19 protein-coding genes are annotated in these 22,637 nt (G+C 55.3%); 12 read left to right on the top strand and 7 right to left on the bottom strand.

All coding sequences use genetic code 11. From position 1 onward, the window contains the following. Positions 1-129 precede the first annotated feature (129 nt). Both sfsA and thpR read right to left on the bottom strand, forming a co-directional pair. Positions 130-834: a DNA/RNA nuclease SfsA gene (sfsA, locus tag N5923_RS02230; RefSeq protein ID WP_267140993.1), complete on the bottom strand. Its 705-nt coding sequence runs from the start codon at positions 832-834 to the stop codon at positions 130-132. A 2-nt stretch (positions 835-836) separates the two neighbouring features. Next, positions 837-1,373 (bottom strand): RNA 2',3'-cyclic phosphodiesterase, encoded by a 537-nt coding sequence (gene thpR, locus N5923_RS02225; RefSeq protein ID WP_267140994.1) that lies wholly within the window; start codon positions 1,371-1,373, stop codon positions 837-839. 203 nt (positions 1,374-1,576) lie between these two features. Here thpR and hrpB point away from each other — a divergent pair, with 203 nt between their 5' ends. The 8 genes from hrpB to nadS all read left to right on the top strand — a co-directional run bounded on the left by hrpB (position 1,577) and on the right by nadS (position 13,664). Then, complete coding sequence (gene hrpB / locus N5923_RS02220) at positions 1,577-3,997, top strand: ATP-dependent helicase HrpB (protein ID WP_267140995.1); 2,421 nt, start codon at positions 1,577-1,579, stop codon at positions 3,995-3,997. 84 nt (positions 3,998-4,081) lie between these two features. Continuing rightward, positions 4,082-6,241 (top strand): ferric-rhodotorulic acid/ferric-coprogen receptor FhuE, encoded by a 2,160-nt coding sequence (fhuE, locus tag N5923_RS02215; protein ID WP_267140996.1) that lies wholly within the window; start codon positions 4,082-4,084, stop codon positions 6,239-6,241. A 236-nt stretch (positions 6,242-6,477) separates the two neighbouring features. Beyond that, positions 6,478-8,976 carry a bifunctional glycosyl transferase/transpeptidase gene (gene mrcB, locus N5923_RS02210; RefSeq protein WP_267140997.1) on the top strand — a complete coding sequence of 833 codons (2,499 nt, stop codon included), beginning with the start codon at positions 6,478-6,480 and terminating at the stop codon, positions 8,974-8,976. Positions 8,977-9,197: 221 nt separating this feature from the next. Further along, positions 9,198-9,992 carry a Fe3+-hydroxamate ABC transporter ATP-binding protein FhuC gene (gene fhuC / locus N5923_RS02205; protein ID WP_267140998.1) on the top strand — a complete coding sequence of 265 codons (795 nt, stop codon included), beginning with the start codon at positions 9,198-9,200 and terminating at the stop codon, positions 9,990-9,992. A 15-nt stretch (positions 9,993-10,007) separates the two neighbouring features. Continuing rightward, positions 10,008-10,886, top strand: coding sequence for a Fe(3+)-hydroxamate ABC transporter substrate-binding protein FhuD (gene fhuD, locus N5923_RS02200; RefSeq protein WP_267140999.1), 879 nt, complete (start codon positions 10,008-10,010; stop codon positions 10,884-10,886). Then, positions 10,886-12,865 (top strand): Fe(3+)-hydroxamate ABC transporter permease FhuB, encoded by a 1,980-nt coding sequence (gene fhuB, locus N5923_RS02195; RefSeq protein WP_407704365.1) that lies wholly within the window; start codon positions 10,886-10,888, stop codon positions 12,863-12,865. The genes fhuD and fhuB overlap by 1 nt, the downstream gene beginning before the upstream one ends. A gap of 142 nt (positions 12,866-13,007) precedes the next feature. Further along, positions 13,008-13,331 carry a type II toxin-antitoxin system RelE/ParE family toxin gene (locus N5923_RS02190; RefSeq protein WP_267141001.1) on the top strand — a complete coding sequence of 108 codons (324 nt, stop codon included), beginning with the start codon at positions 13,008-13,010 and terminating at the stop codon, positions 13,329-13,331. 42 nt (positions 13,332-13,373) lie between these two features. Continuing rightward, positions 13,374-13,664: a NadS family protein gene (gene nadS / locus N5923_RS02185; protein ID WP_267141002.1), complete on the top strand. Its 291-nt coding sequence runs from the start codon at positions 13,374-13,376 to the stop codon at positions 13,662-13,664. A 65-nt stretch (positions 13,665-13,729) separates the two neighbouring features. Here the strand turns inward: nadS and hemL are convergent, their stop codons facing one another. Then, positions 13,730-15,010, bottom strand: coding sequence for a glutamate-1-semialdehyde 2,1-aminomutase (gene hemL / locus N5923_RS02180; protein ID WP_267141003.1), 1,281 nt, complete (start codon positions 15,008-15,010; stop codon positions 13,730-13,732). 298 nt (positions 15,011-15,308) lie between these two features. Here hemL and erpA point away from each other — a divergent pair, with 298 nt between their 5' ends. Next, positions 15,309-15,659, top strand: coding sequence for an iron-sulfur cluster insertion protein ErpA (gene erpA, locus N5923_RS02175; protein WP_017800373.1), 351 nt, complete (start codon positions 15,309-15,311; stop codon positions 15,657-15,659). A 40-nt stretch (positions 15,660-15,699) separates the two neighbouring features. On the opposite strand, the gene N5923_RS02170 is transcribed toward erpA, so the two are convergent. The 3 genes from N5923_RS02170 to mtnN all read right to left on the bottom strand — a co-directional run bounded on the left by N5923_RS02170 (position 15,700) and on the right by mtnN (position 17,587). Further along, positions 15,700-15,954, bottom strand: a complete 255-nt coding sequence (locus tag N5923_RS02170) for a hypothetical protein (RefSeq protein WP_267141004.1) — start codon at positions 15,952-15,954, stop codon at positions 15,700-15,702. Between the two features lie 144 nt (positions 15,955-16,098). Beyond that, complete coding sequence (btuF, locus tag N5923_RS02165; RefSeq protein ID WP_267141005.1) at positions 16,099-16,899, bottom strand: vitamin B12 ABC transporter substrate-binding protein BtuF; 801 nt, start codon at positions 16,897-16,899, stop codon at positions 16,099-16,101. Beyond that, positions 16,892-17,587 (bottom strand): 5'-methylthioadenosine/S-adenosylhomocysteine nucleosidase, encoded by a 696-nt coding sequence (mtnN, locus tag N5923_RS02160; RefSeq protein WP_267141006.1) that lies wholly within the window; start codon positions 17,585-17,587, stop codon positions 16,892-16,894. Before mtnN ends, btuF begins: the two co-directional genes overlap by 8 nt. Positions 17,588-17,683: 96 nt before the next feature. On the opposite strand from mtnN, the gene dgt reads away from it, so the two are divergent. The 3 genes from dgt (at position 17,684) to N5923_RS02145 (ending at position 22,092) form a co-directional block, all read left to right on the top strand. After that, positions 17,684-19,177, top strand: a complete 1,494-nt coding sequence (dgt, locus tag N5923_RS02155; protein WP_267141007.1) for a dGTPase — start codon at positions 17,684-17,686, stop codon at positions 19,175-19,177. 146 nt (positions 19,178-19,323) lie between these two features. Next, complete coding sequence (gene degP, locus N5923_RS02150; protein ID WP_267141008.1) at positions 19,324-20,763, top strand: serine endoprotease DegP; 1,440 nt, start codon at positions 19,324-19,326, stop codon at positions 20,761-20,763. 171 nt (positions 20,764-20,934) lie between these two features. Beyond that, positions 20,935-22,092 (top strand): CdaR family transcriptional regulator, encoded by a 1,158-nt coding sequence (locus N5923_RS02145; protein WP_267141009.1) that lies wholly within the window; start codon positions 20,935-20,937, stop codon positions 22,090-22,092. Positions 22,093-22,129: 37 nt separating this feature from the next. Here the strand turns inward: N5923_RS02145 and N5923_RS02140 are convergent, their stop codons facing one another. Next, positions 22,130-22,522 (bottom strand): DUF3461 family protein, encoded by a 393-nt coding sequence (locus N5923_RS02140; protein ID WP_267141010.1) that lies wholly within the window; start codon positions 22,520-22,522, stop codon positions 22,130-22,132. Positions 22,523-22,637 lie beyond the last annotated feature (115 nt).

Here is a 22,637-nt window from a genome sequence, read left to right as displayed (position 1 = left end):
GGCCGCTATAAATAACAGAAGCGATTAAGGTTGGCAATTATTCTTGAACATGACTTGACAAGCCTGTGAGTAAAAGCGTATTTAGCGCACCGCCAGTATCTATCCTATCAGAGCAAATTGCGCGAAATATTACAACTCTACTTGCAACGACTTTTTCAGTGTCAAACCGGTTGAAGATAACTGCGCCTTATAACAGAGTATCTCTACTCCGCTCTGTTGTGCCCGTGCCAGTAGTTCTGCGTACTGCGCATCAATATGACGCGCCGGAGATACGTCCTCAATCCCCGAGTGCAGAACGGCAAAAAAGAGTACCGCGCGCTCGCCATTTTCAGCGATTTTAGCCAGTTCACGCAGGTGCTTCTGACCACGCTCGGTAACCGCATCCGGAAAATACCCTTTGCCATGCTGTAATAGCGTCACGGATTTCACTTCAATATAGCAGTTTCGGCGATGATCTGCTTGCAACAGAAAATCAATTCGGCTGCGTTCTGCGCCATATTTCACTTCCGCTTGTAACGATTTGTAGCCAGTCAGTTGCGGGATAACCTCAGCGGCAATCGCTTCACGCACCAGCGTGTTGGCGCGCAGGGTATTTACACAGATCCAGTGACCCTGCTGCGTCTGTGTCAGCTCCCAGCTGTGCGGGTATTTCCGCGTCAGACTGTCGGAGGTGGAGTACCACACGGTGTCGCCTGGTGTGGCGCAGCCGGTCATTGCGCCGGTGTTGGCACAATGGATGGTCAGGGTTTCGCCCTGTGGCGTCACCACATCGGCGAGAAAACGTTTGTAGCGGCTAATCAGGCGTGCGGGTTGCAGCGCCGGGAAATATTCCATGCTTATTCCTGTCTGGCGATGAGAGGCCAGCTTTCAATGACCTTGTAACTACTGCGACCCTGCTCAAAGGTCGATTGCAGCAGGGAAAACTGCGCGACATCAAACTGCCAGTGAAAATCGCGCGGCGGCATCGCCACTGGCCGGGTGGCATTGCGCAGCAGGCTGATATGCGGATGAAACGGATGCGGGCTTTGATAACAGCCGCTGCGTGCCGCCTGGGAACGCAGCATCTCCGCCAGCTGCACCAAACCGCGTGGCGCCTGACGCAGGCCGAGCCACACCACGCCGGGACGCGGCCAGTGACCGGCATCGTCGATATGCAGGGTAAACGGCGGCTGGCGAATACGTCCGGCCAGCCGGCAGATCGCGGTGGTCTTTTCGTCGCTGACTTCGCCGAGAAAGGCCAGCGTCAGATGCAGATTGGCGGCGGCCAGCGGGCGACCCGCCGCGGCGTTAAATGCCGCAGCGCGCCAGGCAATGATTTCCTGCTGTATCGTCTGCGGTAAACCGATGCCGAAGAATAAACGGCGCGTGGACATGGCAGCCTCCGGTAATGAACTGAGAGGAATGCTACAATGCCTGCCATCATAATACCCGTCATAATTCAAGCTGCACCTGTGTTGGCCGCGTTCACTCACCCGAATCACGTAGTTTACTACGCTCATCGGGATTCGTTCACTTGCCGCCTTGGTGCAGCTCGAATTATTTAGGGTATACCCCCATATTGTTACGGAGTTTTTCTGTGAGTGAATTACCGGTCAGTGCGGTGCTTCCTGCGCTGTTAACTGCATTACAGCAGGCGCCACAAGTGTTACTGGCGGCGCCTACCGGCGCCGGTAAATCGACCTGGTTACCGTTACAGATCCTGCAGCAGACCGATTTCAGCGGACGTATTCTGCTGCTGGAGCCGCGTCGTCTGGCGGCGCGCAATGTGGCGCAGCGGCTGGCGGAACAACTGAATCAGCAGCCTGGTGCCACCGTCGGCTATCGTATGCGCGCCGAAACCCGGGTGGGGCCAGATACCCGGCTGGAAGTGGTGACCGAAGGGATTCTGACGCGCATGCTGCAACAGGATCCGATGCTGGAAGGGGTCTCGCTGGTGATCCTCGATGAATTTCACGAACGCAGTCTGCAGGCGGATCTGGCGTTAGCGCTGCTGCTGGATGTGCAGCAGGGATTACGCGACGACCTGAAGATCTTGTTGATGTCGGCCACCCTCGATAATCAGCGGTTAAGCGCCATGTTGCCCGCTGCACCGGTGATTATCTCAGAAGGACGCAGCTTCCCGGTTGAGCGACGCTTTAGCGCACTGCCGACGCATCTGCGTTTTGACGATGCGGTGGCACGTGAGGTCAGCCAGCTGCTGCGTGATGAAAGCGGATCGCTGCTGCTGTTTTTACCCGGTGTCGGCGAAATCCAGCGTATTAAAACGCTGCTGGAAGAACGGACTGGCAGTGATGTCGATCTCTGTCCGCTGTACGGTGCTTTGCCACTGAGTGAACAGCAGCGGGCGATTCTGCCAGCCGCGTCGGGACGGCGCAAAGTGGTGCTGGCGACCAATATTGCCGAAACCAGTTTAACCATTGAAGGCATCCGGCTGGTGGTGGATAGCGGACTGGAGCGCAGCGGCAGCTTCGATCTGCGCAGCGGGTTAACCCGGCTGCAAACCCAGCGTATCAGTCAGGCATCAATGACGCAGCGCGCCGGGCGTGCGGGCCGCCTGGAGCCGGGGCTGTGTCTGCACCTGATCAGCAAAGAGCAGGCGGAACGTGCGGCGAGCCATGCGGATGCCGAGATTATCAACAGTGATCTGTCGGCGCTATGGCTCGAACTGTTGCAGTGGGGCTGCCATGATGTCAGTCAGCTTACATGGCTGGATCAACCGCCATCCAGCGCGCTGCAGGCCGCTGCTGAGCTGTTAACCTCGCTGGGGGCCTGTGACGCCAGCGGCAAGCTGACCGTGAAGGGACGTCGTATGGCGCAGCTTGGCAGCGATCCACGGCTGGCGGCGCTGATGATCGATGCAGGCAGTAATGCTGAGCGTGTCGCCACCGCCACGTTACTGGTGGCAATCCTTGAGGAGCCGCCTCGCAACGGCAGCAGCGATCTGCGTGACTGTTTCCAGCGCGTACAGCCGCACTGGCAGCGACGGGCGCGCCAGCTGCAAAGACGGCTGGGCGTCGGCGCGGCGCAGGCGGACAGTGATTATCTGCTGCCGCTGCTGATGGCTGCTTTCCCCGACCGCCTGGCGCGTCGTCGCGGTCAGCAGGGGCGGTATCAGCTGGCGAATGGCATTGGGGTACAGCTGGATGACGATCACGCGTTAACACGCTATGAGTGGCTGCTGGCGCCGCTGTTATTACAGAGCGGTGCGCAGGCCGATGCGCGGATTTTGCAGGCGCTGCCGGTGGATATCGATCAACTGACGCAGCAATGCCCACAGGCGATTAAGTCAGTGACCGCGGTTGAGTGGGATGAAGAAAAAGGTACGTTGCGCGCCTGGCGACGCCAGCAAATAGGCGCACTGGTGCTGAAGGCGCAGCCGCAAGCGAAGCCAGAACCGGAAGAGTTGCATCCGGCGATGCTGAACTGGATCCGCGAAAAAGGGCTAAGCGTCCTGAACTGGACGCCGGAAGCTGAACAGCTGCGTATGCGCCTCGCCTGCGCTGCGCAGTGGTTGCCGCAAGAGGAGTGGCCCGCCAGCGACGACCAAAGCCTGCTGGCGACGCTGGAGCGCTGGTTGTTGCCGATGATGGATGGTGTGCGCGATCTGAAAGGGCTGCGACAAATTAATCTGGCCAACGCGTTACTGCAATTACTGACGTGGGCGCAGCGGCAGCGGCTGAACAGCGCACTGCCGACGCACTATACGGTGCCGACCGGCAGCCGCTTGCCGCTGCGTTACGATGCCACGCTGCCGCCCGTGCTGGCGGTAAAGTTGCAGGAGATGTATGGCGAAGCGCAGAACCCCTGTGTGGCTGACGGACGGGTGCCGCTGGTGCTGGAGCTGCTTTCACCGGCACGGCGACCGTTGCAGATCACCCGTGATTTAGCCGCATTCTGGCGCGGCGCCTGGCCGCAGGTGCAGAAAGAGATGAAAGGGCGTTATCCCAAACACACCTGGCCGGATAATCCTGCCACCACCCCGCCAACGCGCAAATAAATCACAATGAAATAATTTGAAAGCGAATAGTTATCATTTATATTCTCACGACAGGTATCTTAATAACAACGATGAGAAATATTTATGGCTTTTATTCGCAGGGAAGCCGGCGCCGCGATCTGCGCGTCGGTGACTAAACAGAGCTTTACCGTATCACTGCTGGCACTGGCGATTCATACGCTTATTCATCCTGCACTGGCCGCCACTGAGACGCAGCCGGATCTGGTGGTGGAAGCGGCGGCTGATCCCTCAATCAGCGATCAGCAGGATTATCAGGTAAAAACCACCCGTGCTGGTACCAAAATGCTGCTGACGCCGCGCGATGTGCCGCAGTCGGTTAGCGTCATCACCAAACAGCGCATGCAGGATCAAAACCTGCAATCGGTCGGCGAGGTACTGGATAACACTACCGGCGTCGCCACTGAAATCATTGACAGTGAACGCTCAGCTTATTTCTCACGTGGTTTTCAGATCAGCAGTTTCACCTTCGATGATATTCCCACCTCGGTCAGTGATACATGGAACTTTGGCGATGCCGGATCGGATACGGCGATTTATGACCGCATTGAAGTGGTACGCGGCGCAACCGGCCTGATGACCGGCGCTGGCAGTCCGGCAGCCTCAGTCAATATGGTGCGTAAGCATGCGGACAGTAAAGTATTTACCGGCGATGTCAGCGCCAGTTACGGCAGCTGGAATAAACAGCGTTATGTGCTGGATCTCTCCGCGCCGTTAAATGACGCAGGGAGCGTACGTGGCCGCGTGATCGCCGGTTATCAGGATCAGGATAGCTGGCTGGATCGCTATCATAAAAGTAAAAAGTTCCTGTATGGCGTAGTGGACGCGGATGTCACCGACCATACCACGTTGTCGCTGGGCTACGACTATCAGCAAAGCAATACCGGTAACCCAACCTGGGGCGGATTGCCGACCTGGTACAGTAATGGCGATCTGACCCATTACGATCGCAGCACCAACTCTGCCGCTAACTGGACGCGCTACAGCATTGATTCACGTAAAGTCTTTGCTAATGCGACGCATAATTTCGATAACGGCTGGACCTTCCGCCTCAATGGCACGCATGCCGAAGAGACCTTTAACGATAAGCTGCTGTATGTGATGGATTTCCCGGATGCGGTGAGCGGCGAGGGCACTTCCGGCTTTGGCAGTAAAGACCGCGGTACCCGCAAACTGGAGTCGGTGGATACCTATGCCAGCGGCCCGTTTGATCTGTTCGGGCGTCAGCATGAGCTGGTGGCAGGCATCAGCTATAGCCGCCAGCATAACGCCACTTACAGTGCCGACGGTTCAATCGACAGTGAGCAGATGGGCAGCTTTAACGGCAATGGCGATGTTGTTGAACCAGAGTGGGGCGACTGGTATCGGAATGCAGATGATGTGGTGCGGCAGAAAGCGGCGTATACCGCTGCGCGCTTCTCACTGGCCGATCCGCTGTCGCTGATTCTCGGTGCGCGTTACACACAATGGAGTACCGTTGGCAGCAGCGGCAATATGCGTAAAAACAACCTGACGCCCTACGGCGGCCTGGTTTATGACATCAACGATAGCTGGTCGGCTTACGCCAGCTATACCTCGATTTTCCAGCCACAAACTTACCGCGACAGCAACGGCGCTTACCTGTCGCCAGTTACCGGCAAAAACTATGAAACCGGCCTGAAATCGGACTGGCTGAATGGTCGTCTGACCGCCACCTTTGCGCTGTTCCGTATCGAGCAGGAAAACGTCGGCCAGGCCGATGGCAGCAAATTTGTTAATAATTCCAGTGAGCAGGCTTACTACGCGGCAAAGGGAGCCGTCAGTAAAGGGGCGGAGTTTGAGTTAAATGGCGCAGTGACCGACAACCTGCAAATGACCTTCGGTGCTACGCGCTATGTAGCCAGAGATTCATCAGGCCGCTTTAACAGCAATATGCCGCAAACCTCGTTTAAACTCTTCAGCCGCTATCAGCTGCCGATGCTGCGCGATCTGACGATTGGCGGCGGCGTTAACTGGCAAAATCGCACCTTCCAGGACGCCACCGGACCAGATGGCGAAACCCGGCGTGTGTACCAGAGCAGTTACCCGCTGGCTAATCTGTTTGCCCGTTACCAGCTGACTAAACAGCTGGCGGTGCAGGCCAACGTCAATAATCTGTTTGATCGCAGCTATTACTCGTGGCTGAGCGACTATGCGGTGTATGGCGAATCGCGAAATTACTCGGTTAATGTTTCGTATCAATTCTGATCCCTCACCCCGGCTCTGCGCCGGGGATTTCTCCCTGCTGGCAGTTAAGAATATTCAGGTTTAATGCTATTCTTGCGGGCCGGCGAATTCTTCGCCCCTGCGCCGCATGCGCAAGTCTCCCCCGCCGTGATAAACGGCCGAATAGCCGCATTTCGGAAGGTTCCACTTTCCCGCGATGCAGAACAGGAACAGAGTAATCGGCGTTGCCGACGGCAATACCTGGAGAAATGAAACGAATGTCTGGGAACGATCGCGAACCTATTGGGCGCAAAGGGAAACAGCCAAAACCGCCGCGGAAGCCGGTTAAAGGTCGCCGCAGGGAAGAAGAGTATGATGATGAAGATTATGATGATTATCAGGATGATGCTGATGATGGCGACGAGGAGGTAACAGCGGTGCCACGTAAAGGAAAAGGGCGTAAGAAAAGAAGCTGGCTGGGGCTGTTTATCAAGCTGCTGCTGGTCTTTATCGTGCTGATGGCCATTTACGGCGTTTACCTCGATTCGCAGATTCGCAGCCGCATTGACGGTAAAGTCTGGCAACTGCCCGCCACCGTCTATGGTCGTATGGTCAGTCTTGAACCTGGCATGTCCTACAACAAGCAGGAGATGATTGCGCTGCTTGAGGGCACCCAGTATCGCCAGGTGACGCGAATGACGCGTCCGGGTGAGTTTACCGTGCAGGCCAACAGTATTGAGATGATCCGCCGTCCGTTTGATTTCCCGGACAGCAAAGAGGGTCAGATCCGCGCGCGTCTGTCATTCAGCAGTGGTTCGCTAAGCGAAATCAAGAACCTTGATAGCGGACGCGACTTTGGTTTCTTCCGTCTCGATCCGCGCCTGATCACCATGCTGCAATCGCCAAATGGCGAGCAGCGTCTGTTTGTGCCGCGCGCGGGCTTCCCGGATCTGCTGGTGGATACGCTGGTGGCGACGGAAGATCGTCATTTCTATCAGCATGATGGTATCAGCCTCTATTCGATTGGCCGTGCCTTCCTCGCGAATATTACCGCCGGCCGTGCGGTGCAGGGGGGGAGCACCCTGACGCAGCAGCTGGTGAAAAACCTGTTCCTGACCAACGAACGTTCCCTGTGGCGTAAGGCGAACGAAGCCTATATGGCGCTGATTATGGACGCACGTTACAGCAAGGATCGTATCCTTGAACTGTACCTGAACGAGGTCTATCTCGGTCAGAGCGGTAGCGATCAGATCCGTGGTTTCCCGCTGGCCAGCCTCTATTACTTTGGTCGTCCGGTGGATGAGCTGAGTCTCGATCAGCAGGCGTTGCTGGTCGGTATGGTAAAAGGCGCGTCGCTGTACAACCCATGGCGTAACCCGCAGCTGGCGCTGGAGCGTCGCAACCTGGTTCTGCGCCTGCTACAGCAGCAGAACGTTATCGACCAGGAGCTGTACGATATGCTGAGTGCGCGTCCGCTGGGCGTGCAGCCGAAAGGTGGGGTGATTACGCCGCAGCCAGCCTTTATGCAGATGGTGCGTAATGAGCTGCAGCAGAAGCTCGGCGACAAAATTAAAGATCTCTCCGGGGTGAAAATTTTCACCACCCTCGATTCGGTCTCGCAGGATGCTGCTGAGAAATCGGTGGAAGAAGGGATCCCGGTACTGCGTAAACAGCGTGGCCTGAAAGATCTTGAAACCGCGATGGTGATTGTGGACCGTTTCAGCGGTGAAGTCCGTGCGATGGTTGGCGGCGCCGATCCGCAGTTTGCCGGTTATAACCGTGCGCTGCAGGCGCGTCGCTCTATCGGTTCACTGGCGAAACCGGCAACTTATCTGACGGCGCTTAGCCAGCCGGATAAGTATCGCCTGAATACCTGGATCGCCGATAATCCTATTGCCCTGAAACAGCCTAATGGTCAGGTCTGGAAGCCGCAAAATGACGATCGCCAGTTCAGTGGTCAGGTGATGCTGGTTGATGCTCTGACCCGATCGATGAACGTGCCGACGGTGAATTTGGGGATGTCGCTGGGTCTGCAGCAGGTGACCGATACCTGGACCAAACTGGGGGTGCCGAAAGATCAGTTGCATCCGGTGCCGGCCATGCTGCTGGGTGCGCTGAACCTGACGCCGATTGAAGTGGCGCAGGCGTTCCAGACCATCGCCAGCGGCGGTAACCGGGCGCAGCTTTCAGCAGTGCGTTCAGTGATTGCTGAAGATGGCACGGTGCTGTATCAGAGCTTCCCGCAGGCGGAACGTGCTGAGCCGGCGCAGGCGGCCTATCTGACGCTGTACAGCATGCAGCAGGTTGCCGCGCGCGGAACGGCGCGCGCGTTGGGGGCGAAATACCCTAACGCTAACCTCGCGGCGAAAACCGGTACCACCAATAATCAGGTGGATAGCTGGTTTGCCGGTATTGATGGCAAGGAAGTGGCGATTACCTGGATTGGTCGCGATAACAACCAGCCGACCAAACTGTACGGTGCTTCCGGTGCGATGCAGATCTATCGCCACTACCTGGAAAATCAGGCACCGATGCCGCTGACATTGACGCCACCGGAAGATATTGCGCCGATGAACGTTGATTCCGCCGGTAACTTTGTCTGCGGCAGTGGTAGCAGCAGCTGGCGATCTCTGCCGGTCTGGACCACCGATGCCAATGCGCTTTGCCAGCAACAGCAGCAGCAGGTTGAACAGCAACAGCAGCAGTTACAGCAACAGTCGGAGCAGAAGGATGGCGACGGCGTAGCGGGCTGGATTAAAGATATGTTTGGTCAGTAATCCCAGGGGCGCCGAAAACGGTGCCCCTGGACACTGATAGTCCCATGTAAGGGCGGCGTTCTCGCCGCCCTTACCAATGTTTTCCCCCCATTCAGATACCCCGCACCAACTGGATTTTTTGTTGCAGATCCGCGTTTATTTCGCATATCATTCGACCTTCATAATAATAATTATCGTTTACATTCCGTAGCGATTCTCTTTCATCAACCTTGAAGACCGTCATGCAACTTCAGCAAGCCCAGGACACCACCTTCCGGCTGGACAATGTGAGTTTCACCGTTCCCGGCCGTACATTGTTACATCCACTTTCGCTGACTTTTCCTGCCGGTAAAGTGACTGGTTTGATTGGTCATAACGGTTCCGGCAAATCTACGTTGCTGAAAATGCTGGGTCGTCATCACGACGCCAGCGATGGAAAAGTGCTGCTGAATGATGCCCCGCTGGCGGAGTGGAACAGCAAAACCTTTGCCCGCCAGGTTGCCTATTTGCCGCAACAGCTGCCCGCTGCCGAAGGCATGACGGTGCGTGAACTGGTGGCGATTGGCCGTTATCCCTGGCATGGTGCGCTGGGACGCTTCGGCATAGAAGATCGTGAACGCGTCGATGAAGCGATCGCGCTGGTCGGGTTAAAACCGTTTGCCCGGCGGCTGGTGGACAGCCTTTCCGGTGGTGAGCGTCAGCGTGCCTGGATCGCGATGCTGGTGGCGCAGAACAGCCGCTGCCTGCTGCTGGATGAGCCGACCTCAGCGCTGGATATCGCGCATCAGGTTGATGTGCTGGCGCTGATCCAGCGTCTGAGCCATCAACGTGGCCTGACGGTGATTGCGGTACTGCATGATATCAATATGGCGGCGCGTTATTGCGACCATCTGGTGGCGCTGCGCGGTGGTGAAGCCATTGCCCAGGGCGAACCCCAGGCGATTATGCATGCTGACGTGCTGGAGAAGATCTACGGCATTCCTATGGGCATCCTGCCGCATCCGCAAGGCGGTGCGCCAGTGAGCTTTGTTTACTGATTACAGGATGTTCTGATGCCGGATACTCTTCGCCGCCGCCTGCTCACCGCTATGGCGACCTCTCCCTTATGGCTGAACCTGTCGGCCAGCGCCGCGGTGCCGCCGGATCTGCAACGTATTATTGCTATCGAGTGGCTGCCGGTTGAACTGTTGCTGGCGCTTGGTATCGCGCCGATGGCGGTTGCCGACAAGCAGGACTATCAGGTGTGGGTCGGGAAGCCAGAGCTGGCTGCCGATACCATTGACGTCGGTCTGCGTACCGAGCCGAACCTTGAGTTAATGACGCAACTGCAACCCTCGCTAATTGTCTATTCTTCGGGCTATGGGCCGTCACCCGATAAAATCGCCCGTATTGCGCCGGGAATGGGCTTTAGCTTTAACGAAGGCGACGGCAAACCGCTGACCGCTGCACGCCATTCGCTGGTTAAGCTGGCTCAACGCCTCGATATTGAACCGCGCGCCCATCAGCATCTGGCGGAGTTCGACAGCTTTATCGCGCAAATGCGTGCACGGCTGGCGCCGCGTGTGCAGAAGCCATTGTTACTGATGTCTTTAATCGATAACCGCCATGCGATTGTCTTTGGTAAATCCAGTCTGTTCCTCGAAGTGATGAATCATCTGGGGATTGAAAATGCCTGGCAGGAAGAAACCAGTTTCTGGGGCAGCGCGGTAATTGGCCTCGAGCGGCTGGCGGTGATTAAAGACGCCGATGTTATCTGTTTTTCTCATGGCGATGAGCCGCTGATGCAGCAGGTCTCCTCCACCGCCTTGTGGCAATCCTTCGCGTTTATCCGTCAGCAGCGCTTTAAGCGGGTGCCCGCCGTCTGGTTCTATGGTGCGACTCTGACCGCGATGCAATTCTGCTACACCCTCGACAGCGCGCTGGAGGCATGATGAACGTAAACAACAGGTTATCAGTCGCGCTGCCTGGCACGCTGTTTATCGCGGCGCTGGCGCTGACGTTTTATAACTTTAGCCATCAGCTGCCGCTGGCACAGTGGTGGGCGGCGTTGCGCCAGCCGGATGCTGATGATGTTGAGCAGATGGTGTTTCACTACAGCACGCTGCCGCGTCTGACGATTTCACTACTGGTCGGTGCCGGATTGGGGCTGGCCGGTCTGCTGTTCCAGCAGGTGCTGCGTAATCCGCTGGCCGAACCCACGACCCTCGGCGTGGCGTCCGGTGCGCAGCTGGGGATCACCATGGTCACCATTGGCGCGCTGCCGGCGGGTTTTCTGACCGCCCAGATGGCGGCGCTGATTGGTGCGCTGCTGGTCGGGCTGGTGGTGTTTGGTATCGCCTGGGGCAAGCGTTTATCGCCGGTCACCCTGATTCTTGCCGGTCTGGTGATGAGCCTTTACTGCGGCGCGGTCAATCAGATCGTCGCCATCTTTAATAAAGACCAGCTTCAGAATATGTTTCTGTGGGGCACCGGCGCACTGAATCAACAGGACTGGAGCAATGTGATCTTGCTCTGGCCACGTCTGTTAATCGCCTTTGCCCTGACGCTACTGCTGTTGCGCCCGCTGACCCTGATGGGACTGGACGATGGCGTAGCAAAAAACCTCGGTCTGGCGCTGTCACTGGCGCGTCTGTCCGCACTGGTGCTGGCGATTCTGCTTAGTGCCCAGCTGGTCAGTACGGTGGGGATTATCGGTTTTATTGGTCTGTTTGCGCCGCTGCTGGCGCGAATACTGGGGGCGCGCCGCTTACTCAGCCGAATGCTGCTGGCACCGTTTATCGGTGCGCTGCTGTTGTGGCTGGCGGATCAGAGCGTAAGCTGGCTGACCGGTATCTGGCTGGAGGTCTCAACCGGTACCGCCACGGCGATAATTGGCGCGCCGCTGCTGCTGTGGCTGTTGCCGCGGTTGCGAACCGGTTCGGTGCCGCCGGCGATGAATGCGGGCGATAAGATTCCGGCTGAGCGCCATCGGGTGGTGTGGTGGGCACTGGTTGCGCTTGGCGTACTGCTGCTGATGGCGGTGATTGCGCTCGCCTTTGGCCGCAATGCTGAGGGCTGGGTATGGGCCAGTGGCGAACTCTGGCAGCAGTTGTTGCCATGGCGTGGGCCACGTCTGGTTGCCGCGCTGGCGGCGGGCATGATGCTGGGCGTCGCCGGTTGCCTGATTCAGCGCCTGACCGGCAATCCGATGGCCAGTCCGGAAGTGCTGGGGATCAGTTCTGGCGCCGCTTTTGGCGTGGTCGTGATGCTGTTTATCGTGCCGGGTGATGCTTTTGGCTGGCTGCTGCCTGCGGGCAGTGCGGGTGCGGCGCTGACGCTGATCATTATTCTGCTGGCTGCGGGCCGCGGCGGTTTCTCGCCGGAACGGATGTTGCTGGCGGGGATGGCGCTAAGCACCGCTTTTACCACGCTGGTGATGCTGCTACTGGCGAGTGGCGATCCGCGTATGGCGGGGCTGCTGACGTGGATTTCCGGCTCTACCTATAATGTCGACGGCGCACAGGCGTTACGTACCTGCGTGATTGCGCTGGTGTTGGTTGCGCTGGCGCCGTTAGCCACGCGCTGGCTGGCGATTCTGCCGCTCGGTGGTGATACCGCGCGCGGCGTAGGGATGGCGCTAACGCCGTCGCGGCTGGCGCTGCTGTTGCTGGCTGCCGCATTAACCGCCGCAGCCACGCTGACAATCGGTCCACTGAGCTTTATTGGTCTGATGGCACCGCATATGGCGCGTATGCTGGGCTTCCGCCGCGCGTTGCCACAGCTGGTGATTGCTGCGCTGCTGGGGGGCGCATTGATGGTATTTGCTGACTGGTGTGGGCGCATGATGTCGTTCCCGGATCAGATCCCGGCAGGTCTGCTGGCAACCTTCTTTGGCGCGCCGTACTTTGTTTATCTGCTGCGGAAAAGCTGATAAAGGGGCGAAGCTGTTAATAGCCGCAATGGATAACGTTGCGGCTTTTTTATTGCCATTTTACCGTACCTGGTACGAATAAAGTATTGATAATCGTACTCCGTACGATTACTATCTGCTTCTGCATGGAGGTAGATAACAAATGGAGTATTTTGAATTTGTTGAAACGGTCGTCTTCAGTAAGCAACGTCAACACCTGCTAAACGATGATAGCTTCCGGGAATTACAGGAATATTTGCTGACGCATCATGCTGAAGGCGACACGATAAGCAAAACTGGCGGCTGCAAAAAAATACGCTGGAGTCGTCCCGGTATGGGGAAGCAAGGCGGCGTCCGAATTATTTACTATCTTCTCACTCATAGCGGCAGACTCTATCTGCTGACGGATTATCCTAAAAATGCAAAAGATGACCTGAGTGAATCAGAGAAAGCCATACCGAAGGCATTAACCGACAGACTTAACTAAACCATGCCTGCACTGCACGGCATTTTCGCAAAGGTTTATATTATGGATAAACAACTGTTTAACGATTTGGTCGAAAGCATGGAACAGATGGTTGCGATTGAGAAAGGCGAAATGCAACCTGCTCAGGTTCATCGCCACCATTTGCCAGACGTCAAATTATTACGTGAAACCAGTGGGATGAAGCAGGATGAATTTGCCGAGGCGGTGGGCGTCAGCGCGTCGCTGGTGCAAAGCTGGGAGCAGGCGCGTCGTATACCTTCAGGTTCATCGCTAAAAATACTGCTGATGCTGGAACGTAACCCGGCGCTGATGAATGACCTGCTTGCGATCTGAAGAGTCATATAAGAAAACGGCTTCCACTAAGGAAGCCGTTATTGCAACAAAATCTTCAGGCTGGATTACAGTCTGGCAAAGCTGCGTTGCGCTGCATCGATAGTGTTCTGAATATCTTCTTTGCTGTGCGCCAGTGACATAAAGCCTGCTTCAAAGGCTGAAGGCGCCAGGTAAATGCCCTCTTCCAGCATCAGATGGAAGAACTTCTTAAAGCGCTCAACGTCGCACTTCGTCACATCCTGGTAGCTGGTCACCGTCTCTGCATCAGTAAAGAACAGACCGAACATTCCGCCAACATGATTGACCACCAACGGAATATTCTCCGCTTTTGCCGCCGCCAGCAGGCCGTCTGCCAGCTGAGTTGTCAGCGCAGTCAGGGTCTGGTGGCAGCCTGCTTTGGCGATTTCACTCAGACAGGCGAAACCGGCCGCCATGGCAATCGGGTTACCGGAGAGGGTGCCTGCCTGGTAAACCGGGCCGGTTGGCGCCAGCGCGTCCATCACTTCACGGCGACCGCCAAACGCACCGACTGGCATACCGCCACCGATGATTTTGCCCAGACAGGTGAGGTCCGGCTTCACGCCGTAATGCGCCTGAGCACCTGCCAGCGCCACGCGGAAGCCAGTCATCACTTCATCAATGATAAACAGCGCGCCGAACTCATCGCAGAGTGCGCGCAGTCCCGGCAGGAAGTCATCATGCGGCGGGATGCAGTTCATATTGCCCGCTACCGGTTCAACGATAATGCAGGCGATATCTTGTGGATACTGCTCAAACGCTGCGCGTACCGATGCCAGGTCGTTATAGGTGCAGGTCAGAGTATGTTTCGCGAAGTCCGCTGGCACGCCCGGTGAATTCGGCTGGCCAAGAGTCAGTGCGCCGGAACCGGCTTTCACCAGCAGGCAGTCGGCGTGGCCATGGTAGCAGCCTTCAAATTTAATGATCTTGTCGCGATGGGTGAAACCGCGTGCCAGACGGATGGCGCTCATGGTGGCTTCGGTGCCGGAGTTCACCATCCGTACCATATCCATGGTTGGCACCAGCTGACAAACCAGCTCGGCCATTTTGACTTCCATCTCGGTCGGTGCACCAAAGCTCAGGCCACGTTCGGCGGCTTCAATTACCGCATTACGGATAGCCGGGTGGTTATGTCCCAGCACCATTGGCCCCCAGGAGCCGACGTAATCAATATAGGCTTTACCATCCGCATCATAGAGGTAAGCGCCGTTCGCACGCTCGATGAAAAGCGGTACGCCGCCGACACCGGTGAACGCGCGCACCGGAGAGTTAACTCCACCGGGAATTAACTTTTGCGCCTGGGCATACAGGTTTTCAGACTTACTCATGGATCGGGCTCCTGAATCGTACAATTAGAAAAATCCCCACCATTCTAAGGAACATACCGGCGGGTTGAAAGGCGTGCAGCACGATTGATTCGTCTGCAAAGGATTTTATCGCGACGTCATCGCACCGTATGCGTATCATGTTGTGCAGATAAGGCTAAGATAGTAGCTGAAGCATTTAGCCGCAAAGCACCATGCGCCAAAACTTGCTTGCGCTATCAGGCTATTAGATAATGATAAAAGCTATGGTCAACTATTGACCTGACAGGCGGCGGCCTGAACGTATTACTGGAGTATTCAAATGAGTGACGATGTAGCAACAGCACTGCCTCTGCAATTTACCGAAGCGGCAGCCAGCAAGGTGAAAAACCTGATTTCTGATGAAGATAATCCGGATCTGAAACTGCGCGTCTATATCACCGGTGGTGGTTGCAGCGGTTTCCAGTATGGTTTCACTTTCGACGATAAGATTAATGACGGCGATATGACCATCGAGAAATCGGGCGTGGCGCTGGTGGTTGACCCGATGAGCCTGCAATATCTGGTGGGTGGTGCGGTTGATTATACCGAAGGCCTCGAAGGTTCACGCTTTATTGTCACTAACCCAAACGCAAAAACCACTTGCGGTTGCGGATCTTCTTTCAGTATCTGATGCTGAAAAAAAAGGGCGAAGATATCTTCGCCCTTTCGCTTTACCACTCGACGGTGACCAGACGCTGTTCCTGATTACTGGTGGCATTCCTTGCTATTTTGCTTTCGGTCACTTTCGGTTGTGCGGATATCTGGCGGCCGCAATCAATCTGTGGTGCTCTCTGACTGACACTGACACGCCCATCCACTTTACACAGTGAATAGATGGTTAATTTCACCCCGATGCTGCCGGTTGTGGAAGCAGCATAGAGGTTACCCGCCATCAACAGGCCTAAGGCCAAAATAACGGCTTTCATGGTAGTTTTTTTCCTGGTGCAAACATATGCGCAGGACGCATATAAAACGCCATGAGAATATCAGTTCCCATCGCGGCACTACTTAATTAACGGCAATATTTGCTGTTTCTTTAACCGTTCTTTATCCGGTCTTTACAGTTACAGCTATTTGTTGGGCTGGAGCATGCTGCATAATTGCTCAGCTGCCTGAATAATACGCGGTCCCGCGCGACTAAACCAGTCATCATTGATCGCAATAACCGGTACAGCGAGTTGCGGTTGCCAGAAGTGAATTACCGCCGGAATACGTGTTGCGGCGCCAGTGATAACGATGGCTTGCGGATGGCGCATCAGCACCTGCTCGCGGCTGACCTGCGGCCACGGCACTTTACTGTCGGCAAAAATATTATCTCCGCCGCAGAGTTGCAGTATCTGGTTCTGCAGCGTGGCCTGCGAGGCGGTGAACAGTGGCTGCATGCCAAACTGAAGAAATACCGGCCGCCGTTGCGGGTGCTGATAGCGTTGCCGCAGAGTGGCAAACCGCAGCGCCAGCTCATCGGCGTGCTGGCGTGCCAGCCGGGGTTGCGGACTCCATGCCTGCAGTTCACGCAACCCGTCAACCACTGACTCAATGGATTGCGCATCCATCCAGACAATCTTCAGCCCCAGCGCCTGCAGTTGTTCGACCTGGCGCTGCGGCGTACCGCCACGCCACGCCAGCACCACATCCGGTTTAAGCGCCAGGATGCGTTCGACTTTGATTCCCTGCCAGTTAGCCACTTGTTCCAGCTTAGTCGCCTGCGGCGGATAATCAGAGTAAGCGCTCACCGCAACCGGTGTGATACCGGCGGCAAACGCCAGTTCAGTAAGATGTGGCGCCAGCGTGATTACCCGCGGCGCCGTGGCTGCCAGCGTGACGCCTGGCAGCGTCAGCAGCAACAGCAGGACAGCGAAAAATTTAGCCACGCAGGTTATTCAGCAGGGTTTCAACCATCAGGGATGATTGTTGCGCGGCAACCACCAGGAACTCATCAAAGCTGAGGTGTGACTCCTGATCGGCCACGTCTGAAATCGCGCGCACTACCACAAATGGTGTTTTGAACTGATGGCAGACATGCGCAATAGCCGTGGCTTCCATCTCAACCGCAATCGCCTGCGGGAAGGTTTGACGAATGCGCGCCAGCGGCTCAGCGCCGTTGATAAAGGCATCGCCACTGACCACCAGGCCGCGCACCGCATTAAGGCTCAGCTGTGCAATACAACTTTCAGCGGCGGCAATCAGCTTCTCGTCAGCTTTAAACGCGGCAGGGCAACCGGCCATCTGTCCGGCTTCATAGCCAAAGGCGGTAACGTCAACATCGTGGTAACGCACTTCATCGGACACCACGATATCGCCAACGCTCAGCGTCGGCGCCAGGCCGCCAGCCGAGCCGGTATTGATAATAAAGTCAGGCTTGCACAGCTCCAGCAGCAGCGTGGTGCCCATGGCGGCCGACACTTTACCGATGCCCGATTTCAGCAGCGCCACTTCAACGCCGTTCAGGGTGCCGGTATAGATTTCACAACCGCCCAGCGTCAGGGTCTGACGGTTTTCAATCTTGTCACGCAGCAGGGTCACTTCCTGCTCCATTGCACCAATAATGCCTGCTTTCATAGAGAGTCTCGCTTTGTTGTAGAATTTATCACCTGAAGTGATGCATAGTTTAACATGGTTGTCCTGATAGTATTCACGCACCCGGTGAGAGGAATTATGGCAGAGATTAATTTCAGGAAGAAAATGAGTTTTCAGCGGCCATACAATAACCGTGAAGAACCCGCTGGTGAATATAATATTACGCGTCATTTTGAAAGTGACCGTGGACGAATTATTAACTCTGCGGCGATTCGGCGCTTACAGCAGAAAACCCAGGTCTTTCCGCTGGAGCGTAATGCGGCGGTGCGTTCGCGCCTGACCCATTCGCTGGAAGTGCAGCAGACCGGGCGTTATATCGCCAAAGAGATTATCGAGACGCTAAAATCCAGCGGCGGGCTGGAGCAGTATGGACTGGATGATTTTACCGGCGCTTTTGAAAGCCTGGTGGAGATGTCCTGTCTGCTGCATGACGTCGGCAACCCGCCGTTTGGTCATTTTGGCGAGGCGGCGATAAACGACTGGTTTGATGATAATTTACCCGCTGAACTGGTCGATCCGCAGGTGTGTGGCGTATTCAGCGATGACGAGATGAAGGCGTTTAGCGCGCTTAATGACACTATTCGTCAGGATCTCTGCCACTTTGAGGGCAATGCGCAGGCAATACGTCTGGTGCATACGTTGCTGCAACTGAATCTCACCTATTCTCAGGTTGCCTGTATTTTAAAATATACCGCACCGGCATGGTGGCAGGGCGATAAACCAGCGGAATTTAGCACGCTGATGAAAAAGCCCGGTTTTTATCTGTCAGAGCAGGACTATATTGCCGATTTACGGGCAGCCACCGATATTCAGGAGCATCACCGTTTTCCGCTGACCTATATTATGGAAGCGGCCGATGATATTTCTTACTGTATTGCCGACTTAGATGATGCGGTAGAAAAAGCGATTTTTAATGTCGATGCGTTATATGAATTTCTTGAACAGAGCTGGGGCAAAGCCAAAACCGGTGATGTTTTTTCCCGGACGGTTGGTTATGCGTGGAAAAATGCCAATGGCAATGGACGTTTCCGCAGCAAGAACGATCAGTTCTTTATGTCGCTGCGCGTCAGTGTGCAAAATGTTTTAGTTTCCTACGCGGTAAAACGCTTTGTGGAAAATTTACCGGCTATCTTCGCCGGCGATTTTAATCACGCATTATTAGAAGATGATGGCGAAGAAGGGCGTCTGCTGGCGATGTTCAAAACCGTGGCGCGCAGGCATGTCTTTAACCACTCGGAAGTGGAGCAGCTGGAGCTACAGGGTTATCGCGTGATGAAGGGGTTGCTGGATATCTATAAGCCATTGCTGACCTTGAATTACGAAGATTTTACCGCATTAATGAATGAGGACTTTTTAAAAGGTCGTCCTATTGAGACGCGGCTGTTCCATAAATTGTCGGGTAAGCATCGTAAAGCATATCAGCAAAAAATGAGAACTATCATCGTTGAACATAAGTATCAGCGCCTGTTGTGGGAGCGCTATTATCGCGCCCGTCTGTTGCAGGATTATATCAGTGGCATGACCGATCTGTACGCCTGGGATGAATATCGTCGCCTGATGGCGGTAGAGTAAAAGTTTGCTGGCGAGATTTGTAAAGATTAAGAATAAATTTTTACCATTACCAAATACTTAAACATGAACTTCGCGCTAAAAATTTAATCTTAAAATCGTGACCACAGCAATGGTCTGCATCATTGTCAGAGACGAGAAACCGACGAATGAAAAAAACAACCTTAGTATTGAGCGCACTGGCTCTGAGCCTGGGTATGGCGCTGAATCCAGCAGTGACTCAGGCTGCCGAAACAGCCTCTTCCTCCACCCAGCAATTGCCAAGTCTGGCGCCAATGCTGGAAAAAGTTATGCCTTCCGTGGTCAGTATTAACGTTGAAGGAAGTACTACCGTGCGCACCCCGCGCATGCCGCAACAGTTCCAGCAGTTCTTTGGTGATAATTCACCGTTCTGTCAGGATGGTTCACCTTTCCAGAGTTCGCCAATGTGTCAGGGCGGTGGGCAGGGCGGGCAAGATGGTCAGGACGGCGGCAATACTCAGCAGGAGAAATTCCGAGCGCTAGGTTCTGGCGTAGTGATTGATGCGGCTAAAGGCTATGTTGTCACTAATAATCATGTGGTGGATAACGCCACGAAAATTCAGGTGCAGGTGAGTGACGGGCGTAAATATGACGCCAAAGTGATCGGCAAAGATCCGCGCTCTGATATCGCGCTAATCCAGCTGCAGGACTTTAAAAACCTGACGGCGATTCAGCTGGCGGATTCCGATAATCTGCGCGTCGGAGATTATACCGTGGCGATCGGCAACCCTTATGGACTGGGTGAAACCGTGACCTCGGGTATTGTTTCGGCGCTGGGTCGTAGCGGCCTGAATGTTGAAAACTATGAGAACTTTATCCAGACCGATGCCGCGATTAACCGGGGCAACTCCGGCGGTGCGCTGGTCAATCTTAACGGTGAACTGATTGGCATTAACACCGCCATCCTCGCGCCGGACGGCGGCAATATCGGTATCGGCTTCGCCATCCCCAGCAATATGGTGAAAAACCTGACTGCGCAGATGGTGGAATACGGTCAGGTGAAACGCGGTGAGCTGGGAATTATGGGCACCGAGCTGAACTCCGAACTGGCGAAAGCGATGAAAGTTGATGCTCAGCGCGGCGCTTTTGTCAGCCAGGTATTGCCTGACTCTTCGGCGTCGAAAGCCGGGATTAAAGCCGGTGATGTGATTGTTTCCGTTAACCAGAAACCGATCTCCAGCTTCTCCGCGCTGCGCGCCCAGGTGGGAACCCTGCCGGTGGGCAGCAAAATGGCACTCGGCCTGCTGCGTGATGGTAAACCGGTGACGGTAAATGTTGAGCTGCAACAGAGTACGCAGAACAAAGTGGACTCCGCGATCATTTACGCTGGTATTGAAGGCGCCGATCTCAGCAATATCGCCAACAATAAAGGCGTTAAGGTCGACAACGTAAAGCCGAATACGGCAGCCGCGCGCATCGGCCTGAAGAAGGAGGATGTGATCCTCGGGGTGAACCAGCAGGCGGTGGCTAACCTTGGCGAATTACGTAAGATCCTTGATGGCAAACCTGCAGTGCTGGCGCTAAATATTCAGCGTGGTGACAGCACTATCTACCTGGTAATGCAGTAACTTCTGAAGTACCGGCGCCCTGACGCCGGTACTTTTTAGCACCATTCTTCGCTCTGTTTGTGATACCCCCCGCAATTTTTACAGCTGAAACACCGCTCTGTGCAGTTGCACAATGTGTCGCGCGATTCTCCCCGGTATGCTGAATATCCCTATGCTTTGCAGGAGTGTTTGATGGCCACCTATCATCTGGATGCACGTCTGGCCCAGGAGATCGTCGCGCGCACGATGAAAATTATTGACAGCAATGTCAACGTGATGGATGCGCGCGGGCGCATTGTTGGCAGTGGCGATCGTGAACGCATTGGGGAAATGCACGAAGGGGCGCTGCTGGCGCTGTCGCAAGCGCGGGTAGTGGATATCGACGAAGCGGTAGCGAAGCATCTGCATGGCGTGCGGCCGGGTATTAATTTACCGCTGCGTATTGATGGCGAGATCGTCGGCGTGATCGGTCTGACCGGCGACCCGCTGACTCTGCGCCACTATGGTGAACTGGTCTGTATGACCGCTGAGATGATGCTGGAACAGGCACGTCTGCTGCATATGCTGGCGCAGGACAGCCGTTTACGTGAAGAGCTGGTACTGAATTTAATCCGCAATGAAATCCTTTCGCCTGCCCTGAATGACTGGGCGCAGCGTCTGGGTATCGATCTTAACCAGCCGCGCGTGGTAGCGGTGGTGGAAGTCGACAGCGGACAGCTGGGCGTCGACAGTGCGATGTCCGAGTTGCAGCAACTGCAAACTCTGCTGACCACGCCCGAGCGCGATAACCTGATCGCCATTGTTTCGCTGACAGAGATGGTTGTGCTAAAACCGGCGCTAAATTCCCATGGTCGCCACGATCAGGACGAGCACCGGCGGCGCGTTGAGCAGCTGCTGTCACGGATGAAAGAGAGCGGGCATCTGCGTATCAGGATTGCGCTGGGTAATTTTTTTACCGGGCAGGGCAGTATTGCGCGTTCATATCGAACCGCACACACCACTATGCTGGTGGGCAAACAGCGGATGCCGGATCAGCGTAGCTACTTTTATCAGGATTTAGTGCTGCCGGTGTTACTGGACAGTTTACGCGGCGGCTGGCAGGCGAATGAACTGTCACGTCCGCTGGCAAAACTGAAGGCGCTGGACAGTAACGGCTTACTGCGGCGAACGCTGATTTCGTGGTTCAGCCATAATGTGCAGCCTTCGGCCACGGCAAAAGCGCTGTTTATCCATCGCAATACGCTGGAATATCGTCTGAACAGGATCTCGGAGCTGACGGGGTTAAATCTGAGTAATTTCGATGACAGGCTGTTGTTATATGTAGCGTTACAGCTGGATGAGCAGCCATAGGAAAGAAGCGGGCGGCGATATCACGCCGCCCCGGCAATTAACGCCCGTTACGGGTTAATTTTTCCAGATCGGATTCGATCTCGGTAATTTTATTTGATACCACGCTTTCCAGATGACGCAGGTCATGCAGGATTTTACGTTTCAGGTCCACTTCTACCTGGTCACGCTGGCAAATCTGGTCCAGTTCGTCGATCACATAGCGCAGATTTGGGCTGATTTCCTGCACTTCTTTGTAACCCTGGCCGATGCTGTCGCCGACCACAGTTTTACGCTGACGCGGATATTTAAATTTTACGCTCTTGGCGAAAAACTCACCTTTATCTTTGCGGAAATAGATTTTCAGGATGTCGTTGTTGGCTTCCTGACGCAGGCTGTAGCGGTCGATATCATCGGGATTGGATATGCCCAGACTTTTCAGATTGTCATACATGGTTCTGATTCCTTTGTAAGTTGGTGTCGATCCGGCTGCGCGTCGTGAATCCTGCGTTGTGCAGTGCTCGCAATGCTCATGGACTCAAGTCCACTGCGGTTGCTGCGCGCTTACG

Origin of the sequence: Winslowiella arboricola (genome assembly GCF_025527015.1) — a bacterium.
Lineage (GTDB): Bacteria > Pseudomonadota > Gammaproteobacteria > Enterobacterales > Enterobacteriaceae > Erwinia > Erwinia arboricola.
Note: the sequence above shows the minus strand (reverse complement) of the source record. Positions and strands in the feature narration are given on the sequence as shown.